At 52.8% G+C, this 16719-nt stretch carries 15 protein-coding genes and 1 tRNA gene; 10 read left to right on the top strand and 6 right to left on the bottom strand.

Annotated features, from left to right (window positions below):
• Positions 1 to 112: 112 nt before the first annotated feature.
• Positions 113 to 397: a YfcZ/YiiS family protein gene (locus tag BJ887_RS02760; protein WP_121339199.1), complete on the bottom strand. Its 285-nt coding sequence runs from the start codon at positions 395 to 397 to the stop codon at positions 113 to 115.
• A gap of 372 nt (positions 398 to 769) precedes the next feature.
• On the opposite strand from BJ887_RS02760, the gene fadL reads away from it, so the two are divergent.
• Positions 770 to 2098 carry a long-chain fatty acid transporter FadL gene (gene fadL / locus BJ887_RS02755; RefSeq protein ID WP_020883109.1) on the top strand — a complete coding sequence of 443 codons (1329 nt, stop codon included), beginning with the start codon at positions 770 to 772 and terminating at the stop codon, positions 2096 to 2098.
• Positions 2099 to 2161: 63 nt separating this feature from the next.
• Here fadL and mlaA read toward each other — a convergent pair whose 3' ends face one another.
• Positions 2162 to 2914 (bottom strand): phospholipid-binding lipoprotein MlaA, encoded by a 753-nt coding sequence (mlaA, locus tag BJ887_RS02750; protein ID WP_020883108.1) that lies wholly within the window; start codon positions 2912 to 2914, stop codon positions 2162 to 2164.
• Between the two features lie 315 nt (positions 2915 to 3229).
• On the opposite strand from mlaA, the gene BJ887_RS02745 reads away from it, so the two are divergent.
• Complete coding sequence (locus BJ887_RS02745) at positions 3230 to 4159, top strand: formate/nitrite transporter family protein (protein ID WP_020883107.1); 930 nt, start codon at positions 3230 to 3232, stop codon at positions 4157 to 4159.
• A gap of 75 nt (positions 4160 to 4234) precedes the next feature.
• Positions 4235 to 4309: transfer RNA gene (locus BJ887_RS02740), tRNA-Arg, on the top strand.
• Here the strand turns inward: BJ887_RS02740 and BJ887_RS02735 are convergent.
• Positions 4269 to 4943, bottom strand: a complete 675-nt coding sequence (locus BJ887_RS02735; RefSeq protein ID WP_121339732.1) for a helix-turn-helix domain-containing protein — start codon at positions 4941 to 4943, stop codon at positions 4269 to 4271. The two genes, BJ887_RS02740 and BJ887_RS02735, sit on opposite strands and share 41 nt — an antisense overlap.
• Positions 4944 to 5116: 173 nt before the next feature.
• Between BJ887_RS02735 and BJ887_RS02730 the strand changes: the two genes are divergently transcribed.
• From BJ887_RS02730 to ypdK, 3 genes are all read left to right on the top strand, one after another.
• Positions 5117 to 5593: a WbuC family cupin fold metalloprotein gene (locus tag BJ887_RS02730; protein WP_025203513.1), complete on the top strand. Its 477-nt coding sequence runs from the start codon at positions 5117 to 5119 to the stop codon at positions 5591 to 5593.
• 283 nt (positions 5594 to 5876) lie between these two features.
• Positions 5877 to 6797 carry a kdo(2)-lipid IV(A) palmitoleoyltransferase gene (gene lpxP, locus BJ887_RS02725; RefSeq protein WP_025203512.1) on the top strand — a complete coding sequence of 307 codons (921 nt, stop codon included), beginning with the start codon at positions 5877 to 5879 and terminating at the stop codon, positions 6795 to 6797.
• 354 nt (positions 6798 to 7151) lie between these two features.
• The gene (gene ypdK / locus BJ887_RS02720) at positions 7152 to 7223 is read left to right on the top strand and encodes a membrane protein YpdK (protein ID WP_099458937.1); all 72 of its coding nucleotides are present in this window, start codon (positions 7152 to 7154) and stop codon (positions 7221 to 7223) included.
• A gap of 52 nt (positions 7224 to 7275) precedes the next feature.
• Here the strand turns inward: ypdK and alaC are convergent, their stop codons facing one another.
• Positions 7276 to 8514, bottom strand: coding sequence for an alanine transaminase (gene alaC, locus BJ887_RS02715; protein WP_025203511.1), 1239 nt, complete (start codon positions 8512 to 8514; stop codon positions 7276 to 7278).
• 385 nt (positions 8515 to 8899) lie between these two features.
• On the opposite strand from alaC, the gene BJ887_RS02710 reads away from it, so the two are divergent.
• Both BJ887_RS02710 and BJ887_RS02705 read left to right on the top strand, forming a co-directional pair.
• Entirely contained in the window at positions 8900 to 10597 is a 1698-nt protein-coding gene (locus BJ887_RS02710; RefSeq protein WP_025203510.1) for a sensor histidine kinase, read from the top strand.
• 13 nt (positions 10598 to 10610) lie between these two features.
• The gene (locus BJ887_RS02705; RefSeq protein ID WP_020883103.1) at positions 10611 to 11342 is read left to right on the top strand and encodes a LytTR family DNA-binding domain-containing protein; all 732 of its coding nucleotides are present in this window, start codon (positions 10611 to 10613) and stop codon (positions 11340 to 11342) included.
• A gap of 32 nt (positions 11343 to 11374) precedes the next feature.
• Here BJ887_RS02705 and glk read toward each other — a convergent pair whose 3' ends face one another.
• Complete coding sequence (gene glk / locus BJ887_RS02700; protein WP_020883102.1) at positions 11375 to 12340, bottom strand: glucokinase; 966 nt, start codon at positions 12338 to 12340, stop codon at positions 11375 to 11377.
• Between the two features lie 205 nt (positions 12341 to 12545).
• Between glk and BJ887_RS02695 the strand changes: the two genes are divergently transcribed.
• Positions 12546 to 13781 (top strand): ion channel protein, encoded by a 1236-nt coding sequence (locus BJ887_RS02695; protein ID WP_047955921.1) that lies wholly within the window; start codon positions 12546 to 12548, stop codon positions 13779 to 13781.
• On the opposite strand, the gene ipdC is transcribed toward BJ887_RS02695, so the two are convergent.
• The gene (ipdC, locus tag BJ887_RS02690) at positions 13782 to 15440 is read right to left on the bottom strand and encodes an indolepyruvate decarboxylase (RefSeq protein ID WP_121339197.1); all 1659 of its coding nucleotides are present in this window, start codon (positions 15438 to 15440) and stop codon (positions 13782 to 13784) included.
• A gap of 184 nt (positions 15441 to 15624) precedes the next feature.
• Here ipdC and mgrA point away from each other — a divergent pair, with 184 nt between their 5' ends.
• A complete protein-coding gene (mgrA, locus tag BJ887_RS02685) occupies positions 15625 to 16623 on the top strand; it encodes an L-glyceraldehyde 3-phosphate reductase (RefSeq protein WP_032678648.1) in 999 nt (332 codons plus the stop codon).
• Positions 16624 to 16719: the final 96 nt, after the last annotated feature.

Genomic DNA, 16719 nt, shown 5'->3' with positions numbered 1-16719 from the left:
AGAAAATGCCTCTGCGAAAATGAAAGCAAAACGGTAACCCGAAGGTTACCGTTTTAGTGTGCACCCTCTACTGTGAGAGAGGGGCCAGGATGAGGGCATTACGCCGTTGAGGTTAGCGCAGACCCAACTGGAAAATCAGCGTTTCCGCCTCGCAGGCGAACACAAAGTCGATATCCAGCTTCACGCCGCCGTCCACGTCAGTAAAGGTGGATGTGATTTCGCACGGATCGGATTCGACCTCACGTGCACGTTTGCTCAGCGCGGCCAGGGTTTCTTCCGCTTCGGCGCGGTTGCTGAATACGCGGCTGTAAGAGGCGGTGCAATCGGAGTTGTCCATGATGGTACCAACATCCATACAGCAGCAAACCGGGGTTTCATCAGCACTGCATTTACTCATAGCTCAATTTCCTCTGTATTCGCGCAAGGCGCGAGATAAACACGATGCTGCTATTTTACGCCCCGGGGCTGGCTCTCTCCAGCCGTTAATGGCGCAAAAGCGGATAAGTGACCAATATCACACTAAAAAATGATCTAGAACAAAAATCACCCTTTCAGACGATTCGCAATGGTCACAATTTTGCCAACCAGATCTCGTTTCAAGAAACATGTTTGAAAATATTAATAAACAAACTTGCAACATTCTGGCTGGTCAGACCTATACTCTCGCCACTGGTCTGATTTGTATGTCATACCTCAGACCCTACACTTCGCGCTCCTGTTACGGTATGTAACAATTATTGAATAAAAATAACTCAATGAGGTTATGGTCATGAGCCAGAAAACCCTGTTCAAAAAGACTGCGCTGGCAGTCGCAGTGGCAATCGTCTCTACGTCCGCCTGGTCCGCGGGCTTTCAGTTAAACGAATTTTCTTCCTCTGGCCTTGGCCGTGCGTATTCCGGGGAAGGCGCAATTGCTGATGATGCGGGCAACGCGAGTCGTAACCCTGCACTGATCATGATGTTCGATCGTCCGACCTTCTCTGCTGGTGCAATCTTTGTTGATCCGGGTGTTGATATCTCGGGCCGCTCGCCAACAGGCGCCAGCCTGAAGGCAGACAACATCGCGCCAACAGCCTGGGTGCCAAACCTCCACTTCGTTGCGCCAATTAATGACCAGTTCGGCTGGGGCGCTTCCGTGACGTCTAACTACGGTCTGGCTACCGAGTTTAATAATAACTACGCCGCAGGGGCGTATGGCGGTAAAACCGACCTTGAAACCCTGAACCTGAACCTGAGCGGTGCTTACCGTCTGGACAACCACTGGAGCTTCGGCGTCGGCTTTGATGCGGTTTATGCTAAAGCGAAGATCGAGCGCTACGCGGGTGACCTGGGTAAAGTCGTTGCTGGCTCAGGCGCTCTGCCGCCGATTCCGGGTCTGGCACAGCAGGTTGCAGGTATTCCGGCAGATACCCAGATTGCTTACCTTAAGGGTGACGAATGGGGCTTCGGCTGGAACGCCGGTATCCTTTATGAAATCGATAAAAATAACCGCTACGGTTTAACTTACCGTTCCGAAGTGAAAATTGACTTCGATGGCGATTATAAGAGCAGCCTGCCTTCAGCCTATAACCAGATTCTGGGTAGCTTCGGCCTGCCAATGGGCACCGACGGCCGTACCACTGGCGGTTCTCTGAGCCTGCACTTGCCAGAAATGTGGGAACTGTCGGGTTATAACAAAGTGGCGCCGCAGTGGGCGGTTCACTATAGCCTGACCTACACCAGCTGGAGTCAGTTCCAGGAGCTGAAAGCGACCAACAGCAATGGTGACACGCTCTTCTATAAAGATGAAAGCTTCCGTGATGCCTACCGTATCGCGCTGGGTACCACCTACTATATGGATGACAACTGGACATTCCGTACCGGTATTGCCTTCGATGATAGTCCTGTACCGGCTGACAAGCGTTCCATCTCCATTCCGGACCAGGACCGCTTCTGGCTGAGCGCAGGTGCAACCTATGCCTTCAATAAAGATGCTTCTATCGATGCGGGCATCTCTTACATGCACGGTCAAAAAGTTAACTTTAAGGAGGGGCCGTATGAGTTCTCTTCTGAAGGTAAAGCCTGGCTGTATGGCATGAACTTCAACTACGCGTTCTAATCGCGCAGGGATTAAAAAAGGTGAGCATGGCTCACCTTTTTTCTTTATTCCGGGTCGATATCTTTATTCCGAGTCGATATCTTTTAATTCGTTCTCGATTGCTTTCGCGTTCGGATTCTCTTCCGGCTTCAGCTTGCCGCCATTGGCAATAAAGTCGTGATTCTGGAAGTAAGCTTCGCGGACCATAATATACGGGTCAGAAGACTGACGCAGCAGACCGTCCGAATCAAGCAGTTGCGCACGCGTCTCGATCCCTTCCACCGTCCATTTCCCTACCGACAGCGGCCAGGTCAGCCACGACAGAACCGGATACAGCGTATCCACCATGTCGCCGCCGTCATCACGTACGGTGAAACTGCCGTAGAATGGCAGATGAACATACGGACCATAACCCACGCCATAATGCCCCATCGTACTGCCGAAACGGTGCGGTTGCTCACGCTGAAGTTTCGGGTTCGCCATACCGGCAACATCGATGAAGCCCCCCATCCCCAGCAATGAGTTCAGGAAGAAGCGGGTAAAGTGCACCATACCCTGATACGGATCGCCCTGCAGGAAGTAGTTCACCATCACCGCAGGTTCTTCCAGGTTACTGGTGAAGTTACTCAACCCGTTACGCGCAGGTTGTGGAACATAATCACGCCATGCAACTGCCACCGGGCGAACCACATACGGGTCCAGCACGTTGTAGTTGAAGCTGTACATTGAGCGGTTAAATCCTTCGAGAGGATCGGAGCGTCCCGTTTGCTCTCCAGAGCTGGCGCAGCCCACAAGCATCGTCGCGCCCAGCGCAAGCGCCGACAGCCGAAGTTTCATAAATATCTCCCTGTTCAGTATGGCTATCGTTGATTGCCATCCGTAACGGAGCATGGGTTGCTCCGCCTGTAAACGTGCAAGTGATTGTAACAGCACGTTTACCGATGTCTACGAGCACAATTACGGGCAGTAACCACCGTCACTCTGATCTCAGCATAGCCTGGCTTTTAGAATTCGTTTCGCTGGCAATTTTATAATGTCTTTTAATGAGATGTATCGCCTTTGTTGCCATTGCCGCCAATTTAAGAGCATCCCCACGGGCATTTCATTAAAAGCCGCTACGCTTTATAGAAAGATCATCGTGTTGGAGTGGCTATGAAAGAAGTGGGCGAAGAAAAAATTGGCGAGAGTAATGAGGAAATTGAAATTGAAAGCGAGGAAAAAGAGCGCGGTGAGGAGATAGAAATCAATGAAGATCGCCTTCCTTCCCGTGCGATGGCGATCCATGAACATATCCGACAGGATGGCGAAAAAGAGATGGAGCGTGATGCCATGGCTCTGTTTTGGTCGGCCATCGCGGCAGGCTTGTCGATGGGCGCCTCACTCCTCGCCAAGGGCATATTCCATGTGCAACTGGAAGGGGTACCCGGTGGGTTTTTACTTGAAAATCTCGGCTACACCTTTGGCTTTGTGATTGTCATTATGGCGCGCCAGCAGCTGTTTACTGAAAACACCGTTACCGCCGTTCTCCCGGTGATGCAAAACCCTACCCTCGGTAATTTCGGTTTACTGATGCGTTTATGGAGCGTGGTGCTGCTGGGGAATATCATCGGTACAGGCGTGGCGGCATGGGCATTTGAATATATGCCGATATTCGATGAGCCCACCCGGGATGCCTTCGTGAAAATCGGTATGGACGTAATGAAAAACACGCCGTTCGAAATGTTCTCGAATGCCATCATCTCCGGCTGGATAATCGCGACCATGGTGTGGATGTTTCCTTCCGCGGGCAGTGCCAAAATTGTCGTGATCATATTAATGACCTGGCTGATAGCACTGGCTGACACCACGCACATCGTGGTCGGAACCGTTGAAATCCTCTATCTGGTCTTTAATGGTACGCTTCACTGGAGCGATTTTTTCTGGCCGTTCGCCCTGCCGACGCTGGCAGGCAATATCTGCGGCGGAACGTTTATCTTCGCACTGTTAAGCCATGCGCAAATCCGTAACGACATGTCTAATAAGCGCAAGGCCGAACAGAAAGCGCGGGAAAACGATGATAAATCTGCAAAAAAATCGACCTGAATGGTGACTCTTTGAGCAGTCAGGCGGCGATGAGCTTAACGCAAAGTGTAAATGAGGCTATACTCGTGCCGCCTTGTCCCCTTAGTTAAATGGATATAACGAGCCCCTCCTAAGGGCTAGTTGCAGGTTCGATTCCTGCAGGGGACACCATGCTCTCATCGGCGCGCCGATACACCGGCACAAGGCGAGTCGTTCCGGTAAGATTATCAAATACCTGTTTTTCCGCAGTGGTAATTCTCATTCCGGTCTTTCTCAGACGCGACACCTCAGCAGCAATCCGCTGGATCCCAAACCAGAACAGCGCATCGAGTGCGGTTACCTCCAGACCACTTAACAGAGCACGCTTCAGACGTTCCGTGGGGGGCTTAATTTCTTTGGCTATCTGCAGAAAAGGTTCCGCGGTCAATTGTGTCGCTTCCGTTCGCCGTATACGTGTGGACAGATGATATTGAAAAACGTCAGGTACACCGCTCAAATCGGACTTCACGCTCCAGACACAGCCAAACCGTTTCCCGTTAAAAATGACATTCTTCTGGCTGAGCTGCAGTTCATCACGCAAGCCGGCAATTAACTGAGGTGTCCGCACGAGCAGCAGGCGGAAAGGCAGCTCAAAGCTGGTAACGTAATCGACATTGGTCAGGGCAATACGCAGACGCGCCTCGGCCCCGGCCTGGATCGCCTTGCACTCGCTTAAAACGTCGGCCCACTGACGGGTAAGACGCGGAGGTTCATTCGCCTCTGTAAATCTGTATTTTTCAATCTGATAATCGATTTGCTCTGTCACCCGCTTTTCCCTGTCAGTCACGTTTTAGCCGCTAAAGAGAATTTAGCAGCACAGGTTATTATGCTCCAGAGGTGATGTGCAGTGATTGAACCCTCATTTATACGGGTTATGTTATTCCGTATTACAATTCCACTGCTTTACTCCACAGGCCCTCTTCTCTTTAGGCAACCACCATGAAACAAATCACGCTCTCCGATTTGAAGCAACAAAGTGAAGCGGCGGCTAACGCCCCGCGTTTACGCGCACATCGTAACTTTCATCCTGAACTGAGCGACCCGGTTCAGCGGCTGGCCATCGCGATGGAACCAGGCACCTATGTTCGCCCTCATCGTCATCCGCATACCTTTGAGCTGTTACTTCCCCTTCGCGGGCGTTTTGTCGTGCTGAATTTTGACGACCAGGGCGTCGTCACCCGTCGCGTCGTATTAGGTGAAGCGTGTATGGCGCTGGAGATGGAGGCGGGAACCTGGCATGCCGTGCTGTCACTGGATCACGGCGGCGTTATTTTTGAAGTTAAACACGGTGGCTATCAACCGGTGGCTGATGAGGATTTCGTTACCTGGGCCCCCGCCGAGGGAGAGCCCGGTACAGCCGCGCTGATGGCATGGTATAAACAGGTACAGCCTGGCGATGCGGCCTGGAAAGCATAACGACTGCTTTCAAAATATCCAAACAGATGCCGTCGCGCATCTGTTCTGGTTTATAAAAACAGAAAAATCAAAGACCTTTCGAATTGCCGCTTTTTTAATCAAGCACGAATAATAGCACATACCGTATAAAGGGTGCTACATTATACCGCCCACCCAACGTCAGCAATGGCCAGGCAACGCCGTAAAGATCGGTAAAGCCTGCAACCATGACCTTGTACTACGGTCTAACAGGTACGTGGTTACGCAATGCGTGACTTTCACCGACTTTATATAGGTTCCCATTATTTTGTCACAATCCAAATTCAAACGCGCGTTTCTGCACCCGCGTTACTGGTTCACATGGTTTGGTCTTGGCGTGCTCTGGTTACTGGTTCAGCTTCCTTATCCCGTAATCCGCATTCTGGGCTCCAGGCTTGGCAGCGCATCGCGCCACTTCCTTAAACGTCGTGAGTCTATTGCGCGTAAAAATCTCGAACTTTGCTTTCCACAGTACAATGCGGAACAGCGCGAAAAACTGATTGCTGAAAACTTTAAATCTATCGGCATGGCTCTGCTTGAAACCGGTATGGCATGGTTCTGGTCTGATGAGCGTGTTCGTAAATGGTTTGATGTGGAAGGCCTGGATAACCTGAAACGTGCCCAGTTGCAAAACCGCGGCGTGATGGTGGTCGGCGTTCACTTTATGTCTCTGGAACTGGGGGGTCGCGTCATGGGGCTTTGCCAGCCGATGATGGCAACCTACCGTCCGCACAACAGCGCCGTGATGGAATGGGTGCAGACACGTGGTCGTATGCGCTCGAATAAGGCGATGATCAGCCGTAACAACCTGCGCGGCATGGTTGGCGCACTGAAAAAAGGTGAGGCCGTCTGGTTCGCACCGGACCAGGATTATGGCCGTAAAGGCAGTAGCTTCGCTCCGTTCTTTGCGGTGAAAGATGTCGCCACGACCAATGGTACCTTTGTGATTTCACGTCTTTCCGGTGCCTCCATGTTGACCGTCACGATGGTCAGAAAAGCGGATAAATCAGGCTATCGTCTGCATATCTCCCCTGAGATGGCTAACTATCCGGAAAACGAAGGCGAAGCCGCTACGTTCATCAATAAAGTTATCGAAATGGAAATCATGCGTGCGCCTGAGCAATATCTCTGGATGCATCGCCGTTTCAAAACACGCCCTCTTGGCGAAGCCTCGCTGTATATCTAAATTCCAGAAGGTTAGTTTCGTTAAGAAACTAACCTTTTCAATGACCTGTAATCACGCTGTGTACTGTCTTTCTTTGCGTCGCTCAAAGTGAATTTATTGCGTTCTGAAATCAAACTGTCGCCGTTCCACGACACTCGTAAGTGACGGAAATTATTTAAAAAAATCCCTCTTGTCACCCCCCATTTTTAGGCGTACATTAGCGCCGTCTGGCAACAGGAAAGCACAGAATTCTGAGCGGGAGTCAGCGGTATTACGGGAAAAATCTTATTTCCGCTATAAGCCAACTTCAGCTCTCTATAATCAGGTGGACTCTGTTTTTAAATGCGTACCACAAGATACGCGGAGCGATGAAACGTGAAATATTTCTTTATGGGCATTTCGGTGATTGTTTTAGTCTGGGCCGGAACGTTTGCCCTGATGATCTAGTGAAGAACATGCAGTCAAAAAAACAGGAGCCGATGGCTCCTGTTTTTTTATGTCATGATGACGCGTGATGTTCGGTGACGCTTTTCGATGAGAGAAGTCCGTCGGCGCGGAACATACTCTTGATGCCCCTCACCGCCTGCCGGATGCGGTCACTGTTTTCAATCAGAGCGAATCGCACATGGGTGTCGCCATAATCACCAAAGCCAATGCCCGGCGAGACACATACCTTCGCGTCCTGCAGCAGCTTTTTGGCAAACTCCAGCGATCCCATTGCCGCATACGGCTCCGGAATTTTAGCCCAGACGTACATGGACGCTTTTGGCATGTCCACCATCCAGCCCGCTTCATGCAACCCTTTGACCAGCACATCACGGCGACGCTTATACTGCGCAGCAATCTCATGCACACACTGCTGATCGCCTTCAAGTGCTGCAATAGCCGCGACCTGAAGCGGGGTAAAGGTACCGTAGTCGTGATAACTCTTGATGCGCGCCAGGGCATTCACCAGCGTCTTGTTGCCCACCATAAAGCCGATGCGCCAGCCAGCCATGTTGTAGCTTTTCGACAGCGTAAAGAACTCAACCGCCACATCGCGTGCGCCAGGAACCTGCATAATCGAAGGGGCTTTCCAGCCGTCATAGACAATATCGGCATAGGCTAAATCATGCACCACCAGCACGTCGTAACGTTTGGCCAGGGCGACCACTTTTTCAAAGAAATCGAGCTCTACGCACTGCGCCGTCGGGTTCGACGGAAAACCGAGGATCATCATCTTAGGTTTCGGGTAGCTTTCGCGAATCGCACGTTCCAGTTCGTTAAAGAAATCGACCCCTTCCACCAGTGGTACGGAGCGAACCTGCGCTCCAGCAATCACTGCGCCATAAATGTGAATCGGGTAGCTCGGATTGGGCACCAGTACGGTATCACCATGATCCAGTGTCGCCAGCATCAGATGCGCCAGCCCCTCTTTTGAGCCGATGGTGACAATCGCCTCGCTTTCAGGGTCGATATCGACCTGGTAGCGATCCTGATACCAGCGAGAAATTGCACGACGTAATCGAGGAATACCGCGAGAGGTGGAGTAGCCGTGCGTATCCGGACGCTGAGCAACCGTACATAATTTCTCAACAATATGCGGTGGTGTTGGGCCGTCAGGGTTACCCATGCTGAAATCAATAATATCTTCGCCGCGCCGACGCGCAGCCATTTTCAGTTCAGCAGTGATGTTGAATACATAAGGGGGGAGACGATCGATACGCGTAAAACGGCGTTCAGGACTGAATTCAGCCATAGATTCCTCAGATTAACGTTAGCGCCCGGACCGTCCGAGCGACGCTGCCACCGATGTGGCATGTTTAGAAAATAACCTGAAAAAAATCATGCTGTCGAGAGGGAAATGAAAAAAAAGAGTGCGCGCTAAAATCGGAACCCTGCTGCATTGAAAAGCGGAAGCGTCCGAGTGACAGCCTCTTTCTGATATCTGTTGTGTAACACGATGATATCAAAACCGTTACCTGCTCAGGCGTTATCACAAAAAAATCGGGAGACTTCAGCCCTCTCCTGATAATCCCCTTTGCAAAACAGGGTTTTTCCCCATTTGATAAACCTGACGGATAGCTGGTCAATACGCGCCAGGTTTTTTATCATGGTTCTTTCCCGTTTTCCCTGGTCTACTCGTGCACGAAATATTCAATATGCTGCTGGCGGTTTTTGACCGTGCGGCATTAATGCTGATTTGCCTGTTTTTCCTTATCCGCATTCGCCTGTTCCGCGAGCTTTTGCACAAGTCTGCGCACTCGCCAAAAGAGCTGCTGGCCGTAACCGCGATCTTCTCGCTGTTCGCGTTGTTCAGCACATGGTCCGGCGTGCCGGTCGAGGGATCGCTGGTTAACGTGCGTATCATTGCCGTCATGTCCGGCGGGATTTTGTTTGGCCCATGGGTCGGCGTCATCACCGGACTGATTGCCGGTACGCACCGTTACCTGATTGATATCGGTGGCGTGACGGCAATTCCCTGTTTTATTACCAGTATTATTGCCGGGGTGCTGTCAGGATGGATTAACCGCAAGATCCCGAAAAAGCAGCGCTGGCGCGCCGGGATCATCGCTGGCATGGTGTGCGAAACGCTGACCATGATCCTGGTGGTGGTATGGGCCCCCACTATCGCACTGGGGCTGGATATCGTTTCGAAAATCGGTATTCCCATGATCCTCGGCAGCGTCTGCATCGGTTTTATCGTGCTGCTGGTACAAAGCGTTGAGGGAGAAAAAGAGGCCAGTGCCGCGCGTCAGGCCAAGCTGGCGCTGGATATCGCCAACAAAACGCTGCCACTCTTCCGCCATGTGAACGCGGAGTCGTTACGTCAGGTCTGCGATATTATCCGCCGCGATATTCATGCCGATGCGGTCGCCATTACCAATAACGACCACGTACTGGCTTACGTCGGCGTCGGGGAACACAATTACCGCGATAATGACGATACCATTAGCCCCACCACCCGACAGGCGATCAACTACGGTAAAATCATCATTAAGAACAATGATGAAGCTCACCGAACGCCGGAAATCCACTCCATGCTGGTGATTCCGCTGTGGGAAAAAGGCGTGGTAACGGGCACACTAAAAATCTACTACTGCCACGCGCACCAGATCACCTCCACGCTTCAGGAGATGGCCATCGGCCTGTCGCAAATTATCTCTACCCAGCTGGAAGTTTCCCGTGCAGAACAGCTGCGCGAGATGGCAAATAAGGCAGAACTGCGCGCGCTTCAGAGCAAAATCAATCCTCATTTTCTGTTTAACGCGCTGAACGCCATCTCGTCCTCCATCCGGATGAATCCGGACACCGCGCGTCAGCTTATATTCAATCTGTCGCGCTACCTGCGCTACAACATTGAACTGAACGATGACGAGCAGATCGACATCAAAAAAGAGCTGTATCAGATCAAGGACTATATCGCGATTGAGCAGGCCCGTTTTGGTGACAAGCTCACGGTGATTTACGATATCGATGAAGAGGTCAACTGTGTGATCCCAAGCCTGCTGATCCAGCCGCTGGTGGAAAACGCGATTGTTCACGGCATTCAGCCGTGTAAAGGTAAAGGCGTGGTCACCATCAGCGTAACCGAAAGCGGTAACCGCGTGCGCATTGCCGTGCGCGATACCGGCCACGGTATTGATCCAAAAGTCATTGAGCGCGTGGAGTCTAACGAAATGCCGGGCAATAAAATTGGACTGCTGAACGTGCACCATCGGGTCAAGCTGTTGTTCGGCGACGGACTGCACATTCACCGTCTCGAACCCGGCACCGAAATTGCTTTTTACGTCCCGAATGAACGCTCCCCCGTTCATGCGGCGACATCACTGTTGCCATAGGCCGGAGTAATCAATGAAAGTCATCATCGTGGAAGATGAAATTCTGGCTCAACAGGAGCTGAGCTGGCTTATCAAAACGCACAGCCAGATGGAGATTGTGGGTACCTTTGAGGATGGTCTGGACGTACTCAAGTTTTTGCAGCATAACCGGGTCGACGCCATTTTTCTGGATATCAACATTCCATCACTGGACGGCGTATTACTGGCGCAAAATATTAATCAGTTTGCCCATAAGCCGTTTATTGTTTTCGTCACCGCCTGGAAAGAGCACGCCGTAGAAGCCTTCGAACTGGAAGCGTTTGACTATATTCTGAAGCCTTACCAGGAATCGCGTATTGTCAGCATGCTGCGAAAGCTGGAAGCCGCATGGCAACAACAGGCCACGCCTGCTAACGCAAGCCCGGCGATACGTGAAAACGACACCATAAACCTGGTCAAGGATGAACGCATCATCGTGACGCCTATCGACGATATCTACTATGCCGAAGCGCACGAGAAGATGACGTTTGTCTATACACGGCGTGAATCGTACGTGATGGCAATGAACATCACCGAGTTTTGCAATAAACTGCCGGCGGCGCACTTTTTCCGCTGCCACCGTTCGTTTTGCGTCAATCTAAACAAGATCCGCGAGATCGAACCGTGGTTTAACAACACCTATATTTTGCGTCTGAAGGATCTTGATTTTCAGGTCCCGGTGAGTCGCAGCAAGGTGAAAGAGTTCCGCCAGCTGATGCATCTGTAAAAATCCCCTCTCCCGCAGGAGAGGGATAGTCGTCAGAGGATTTGACCCAGTACCTGACGCAGGTGCGCGCCCGAGCCAAGCAGGCCAGGGTTATCGTGCACAATCAGGTACACAGGGATGTCCTGCACATAGCTTCTGAAGCGACCTTTGTCTTCAAACGCACCGCGGAAGCCTGAGGCTGTAAAGAAGTCGAGGAAACGCGGTACGATCCCGCCCGCGATATAGACTCCCCCGAAGGTACCCAGCGTCAGCGCCAGGTTGCCGCCAAACCGTCCCATGATCACACAGAACAGCGACAGCGCACGGCGACAGTCGATGCAGCTGTCCGCCAGCGCGCGCTCGGTCACATCTTTTGGCTGCAGATTCTCCGGCAGACGGCCGTCTGATTTTACAATCGCCCGGTACAGATTCACCAGACCCGGACCGGAAAGCACGCGCTCGGCGGAGACATGGCCGATTTCAGCGCGCAGCTCTTCGAGGATAATGCCCTCTTCTTCGCTGTTGGGCGCAAAGTCCACGTGACCGCCCTCACCCGGCAGGCTTACCCAGCGCTGGTCGACGTGAACCAGATGTGAAACGCCAAGACCGGTACCGGCACCGTAGACCGCAATCGGCTTACCTTCTACTGGCGCTGTACCGCCAAATTGAATCAGATGCTCTGGCTTCAGCATCGGGATCGCCATGGACACGGCAGTAAAGTCATTGATGATTTCAAGATGCGCAAAACCAAGGTTTTTTTTCATCTCAGCGATGGAAAATGCCCAGACATGGTTGGTCATCGCCACCCAGTCACCGGTAATCGGGCAGGCAATGGCGATACATCCGTCTTCGATGCTCACCTGTTGCTCTTCAAGATAGACCCGAACAACGGCCTCAAGACTTGGATAATCCAGCCCTGAATAGGTTTTCGCCCGGGAAATTTCACCGCTATTTACATCGCATAGGGCAAGGCGAGCATTCGTGCCGCCCACATCGCCTACCAAAGCATACTTTGTCATTCTTCTACTGCTCCGCTAAAGTCAGAATAAATCTTTGGGACACTGTAAGTTCAAGGCGTGATAACAACAACGACCGGAAGGTGAATGCCCGTGGATTATCGATCTTCGTCACAGAATAACTTTACCGTTTCAGCACCTTTTGCACTATTGCCATAAAGCTGATTGTGCAAAGTAACGTAATAGCGTTTTGTACAAGGAAATCATCATGCTCCATCCGCGAGCCAGAACCATGCTCTTACTGGCAATACCGGCGCTGATTATTGGCGTTGCCTCAAGTCTGGTGCTCATTGTCGTGATGAAAGTCGCGTCGGTGTTGCAGGCGATGTTATGGACGGCGCTTCCTGCACAACTGGGCATCAGCGTGGATTCGCCGGGATGGATCATGTTGATGCTGACGCTCACCGGCGTTGCGGTGGGTCTGGTGATCCGCTTTAGCCCCGGGCACGCCGGGCCGGATCCGGCGCTTGAGCCACTGATCGGTGCGCCCGTTCCCCCCTCGGCGCTGCCGGGGCTGATTATCGCGTTGATCCTGGGTCTGGCGGGTGGCGTCAGCCTTGGTCCTGAACACCCCATCATGGCGGTAAACATTGGTATGGCGGTCTTTCTCGGTTCGCGCATTTTACCCCGGGTCGGTGCGCTGGACTGGACCATCCTCGCCTCTGCAGGCACCATCGGGGCGCTTTTCGGCACGCCCGTTGCCGCCGCCCTTATTTTTTCTCAGACGCTTACCAGCAATAACGACGTCCCGCTCTGGGATAAACTCTTTGCGCCGCTGATGGCCGCTGCGGCTGGTGCGCTCACGACCAGTCTGTTTTTCCATCCTCATTTCTCACTCTCTCTGCCCCACTACGGTCAGATGCATATTGCCGATATTTTCAGCGGTGCCATCGTCGTCGCGATCGCCATTGCACTCGGGATGATTGCGGTATGGTGCCTTCCGCGCCTGCACCGTCTGATGCACCGGCTGAAGCACCCGGTGCTGATTCTGGGGGCGGGTGGTCTGATGCTGGGCGTGTTAGGGGCTATCGGCGGAACGGTAACGCTGTTTAAAGGCCTTGATGAAATGCAGCAGTTGGCTTTCAGCCAGGTGTTCAGCGTGTCTGATTACCTGCTGTTTGCGCTGGTTAAACTGGCGGCGCTGGTGGTGGCTGCTGCATGTGGGTTCCGCGGTGGGCGTATCTTCCCGGCGGTGTTTATCGGCGTGGCGTTGGGGCTGATGCTGCATGAACATGTGGATGCGGTGCCGGCAGCGATAACGGTCTCTTGCTCAATTCTGGGGCTGGTGCTGGTGGTGACGCGCGATGCGTGGCTGAGCCTGTTTATGGCGGCGGTAGTGGTGCCGGATTCAACGCTCTTCCCCCTGCTCTGTATCGTGATGTTGCCCGCCTGGCTTCTGCTGGCGGGCAAACCGATGATGATGGCCTGGCGAAACGACAAGTAATCAGGCGTTATTACGCGCTTCCAGAGCCTTGGTAAGCGCCCCGAGCAGCGGCGGGATATCCGCTTTCGGGAGCATCACCTCAATCAACGAGAGCCGCTCGTGGTGCGCCACTTTTTCAAGTACGTCCGCCAGCTGTTCCGCTTCACTGACCCGCCAGCACTCAGACTGAGGATCGAGGCTCAACGCCTGCGGAATGTGCGTCCAGTTCCACAAAGCAATGTCGTTATACCGCTGCTCCGCCCCGTGGATAGCCCTTTCAACCGTGTAGCCTTCGTTGTTGAGCACCAGAATAATGGGGTGCTGTTTATCACGCAGCATCGAGCCTAGTTCCTGAATGGTGAGCTGGGCCGCGCCATCCCCCGTCAGCACAATCACGCGCCGGTTCGGGCATGCGGTTTGTGCACCAAACGCCGCCGCCAGCGTGTAACCAATCGAGCCCCACAGCGGCTGGACGATAAAGTTCACATCAGCTGGTAAACGCAGATCAATCGCGCCGAAGGCCGATGTTCCCTGGTCGGCAAGGATAATGTCCCCCGGGCGAATAAAGGTTTGCAACGTTCTCCAGAAATTCTCCTGGGTAAGCGAACCGTCCGGCTGCGGGAACGGTATTGCGCCGGATGATGATGACATAAGGCCATCGTGCACGTGCTGTTTGCAGAGTTCGACCAGCGTCTCAATCGCCTGGTTCATTGGGATGCCGGTAAACCAGACATCCTCGACGCGTGCGGCATGCGGCTGGACTTCAATGGTTTGCGCCGGGGTAAGCTGGTGCGTGAACCCGGCCGTCAGGGTATCGGTAAAACGCGTGCCAACACACAATACCGTGTCAGCCCCTTCAATCGCCTCTTTTACCGCACCGGTGCTGGCTGAACCACTGTATGTACCGTAAAAACCCGCCTGACGCTCGTCGAATATCCCTTTTCCCATCAGCATGGTGGCGTGCGCCATCGGTACCTCTTTCACCCACTTCTGTAGCGCATGCTTCAGGCCATGGCGCAGAACAAGGAAGTCGGCCAGCAGCGCGGTACGTTTGCTCATCGCCAGTTTGTTCTCAGCAGCATCCCGGAACGCTTTCAGGCAGGCGCTATCGGCATGAGCCTGCTTATGAGTGAGAGCGTTTACAGGCGGCGTGGCGGCTTTTTTTGCCACATCGGCGGGTAACATCAGATAACCGGGGCGACGTTCCCGAAGCATGGTTGTCAACACACGGTCGATTTCATAACAGGCATTTTGTTCGGTAAGGACCGCCTGTGCGACGGTGATCGGCTCACTCATATGATAAAAGTGACGGAACTCCCCATCCCCCAACGTATGATGCAGCAACTCTCCCCTTTGCTGTGCCGCCGTACCCGGCGCCCCCACTATATGTAAAACCGGGACATGCTCGGCATAGCTGCCGGCAATGCCGTTCATGGCACTTAACTCCCCAACGCCGAATGTGGTCAGCAGCGCGGCAAAGCCCTTACATCGGGCGTATCCGTCAGCGGCATAGGATGCGTTCAGCTCATTGGCACAGCCCACCCAACAAATATCCGGGCTGTCTATTACGTGGTCGAGAAACTGCAGGTTATAGTCGCCCGGCACGCCAAACAGATGATCGGCACCACAATCTGTAAGACGGTCCAGCAGGTAATCGGCGACGCAGTATGGGGTTCGCATAACAGGTGTCCTTCTGACGTTGACCTCACTTTGAGTATTAAAGAAGCGTGATGGCTGTCCAGAATTGGTCGTAAGAAGGGCATGGAAAGAATGCTTTACAAAAAAGGCTGCGCTATGCTCTTTTTTTTCACGTTAATGTAAACGTATACACTGATTTTTCCTTTCAGCGCCAGAGGGCATCAGAATGGGTTACCAGCCGGACAAAAATCGTTATCAGACAATGCAGTATCGCCGCTGCGGGCAAAGCGGACTCAAGTTGCCCGCCATCTCACTCGGGTTGTGGCACAATTTTGGCGACGCCACGCTTGTCGAAAACAGCCGTCAACTTTTACAGCGCGCGTTCGATCTGGGTATTACGCATTTCGACCTTGCCAATAATTACGGTCCTCCTCCCGGCTCAGCCGAACGTAACTTCGGTCGCATTTTGCAGGAAGATTTCCTGCCATGGCGCGACGAGCTGATCATCTCGACCAAAGCGGGTTATACCATGTGGGATGGCCCATACGGCGACTGGGGGTCACGCAAATATCTGGTTGCCAGCCTGGATCAAAGCCTGAAGCGTATGGGGCTGGAATATGTGGATATCTTCTATCATCACCGTCCTGACCCACAAACGCCACTGCTGGAAACCATGAAAGCGCTTGACCATGTGGTGCGTCAGGGAAAAGCCCTTTACGTCGGGTTATCAAATTACCCTGCAGAACAGGCCCGCAAGGCTATCGATATCCTGAATGACCTTGGGACGCCGTGTCTGATCCACCAGCCGAAATATTCGATGTTTGAACGTGCGCCAGAGGAAGGCCTGCTGGACGTGCTGCAGGAAAAAGGCGTCGGCTGCATTCCCTTCTCGCCGCTGGCGGGGGGACAGCTGACTAACCGCTACCTGAACGGTATTCCTGCAGACTCGCGTGCGGCAAGCGGCAGTAAGTTCCTTAATCCCGATCAGATCACCGAAGAGAAGCTGGAGAAGGTTCGTCAACTGAACGCGCTGGCGGAAAGCCGCGGCCAGAAACTATCACAGATGGCGCTGGCGTGGATTTTACGCCACGAGTCGGTAACGTCAGTGCTGATTGGGGCCAGTAAAACCGCCCAGATTGACGATGCCGTGGCAATGCTGGAAAACCGCCATTTCTCGGCGGAAGAACTGGCAATCATTGATGGGATCCTGAACAGCTCAAAATAAAATCACTTTTAGCAAAAAGTGCTCTCATTCATGAATTAGGAGTTGAGGCGATGAAACGAGCCTTTACCAACTCGTAATATTGCGTTAACAGGCCCC

Source organism: Enterobacter sp. WPR_3_1, from assembly GCF_003635055.1.
GTDB lineage: Bacteria > Pseudomonadota > Gammaproteobacteria > Enterobacterales > Enterobacteriaceae > Enterobacter > Enterobacter ludwigii.
The sequence above is the reverse complement of the archived record's forward strand: the minus strand, read 5'-3'. Positions and strand labels throughout refer to the sequence as shown.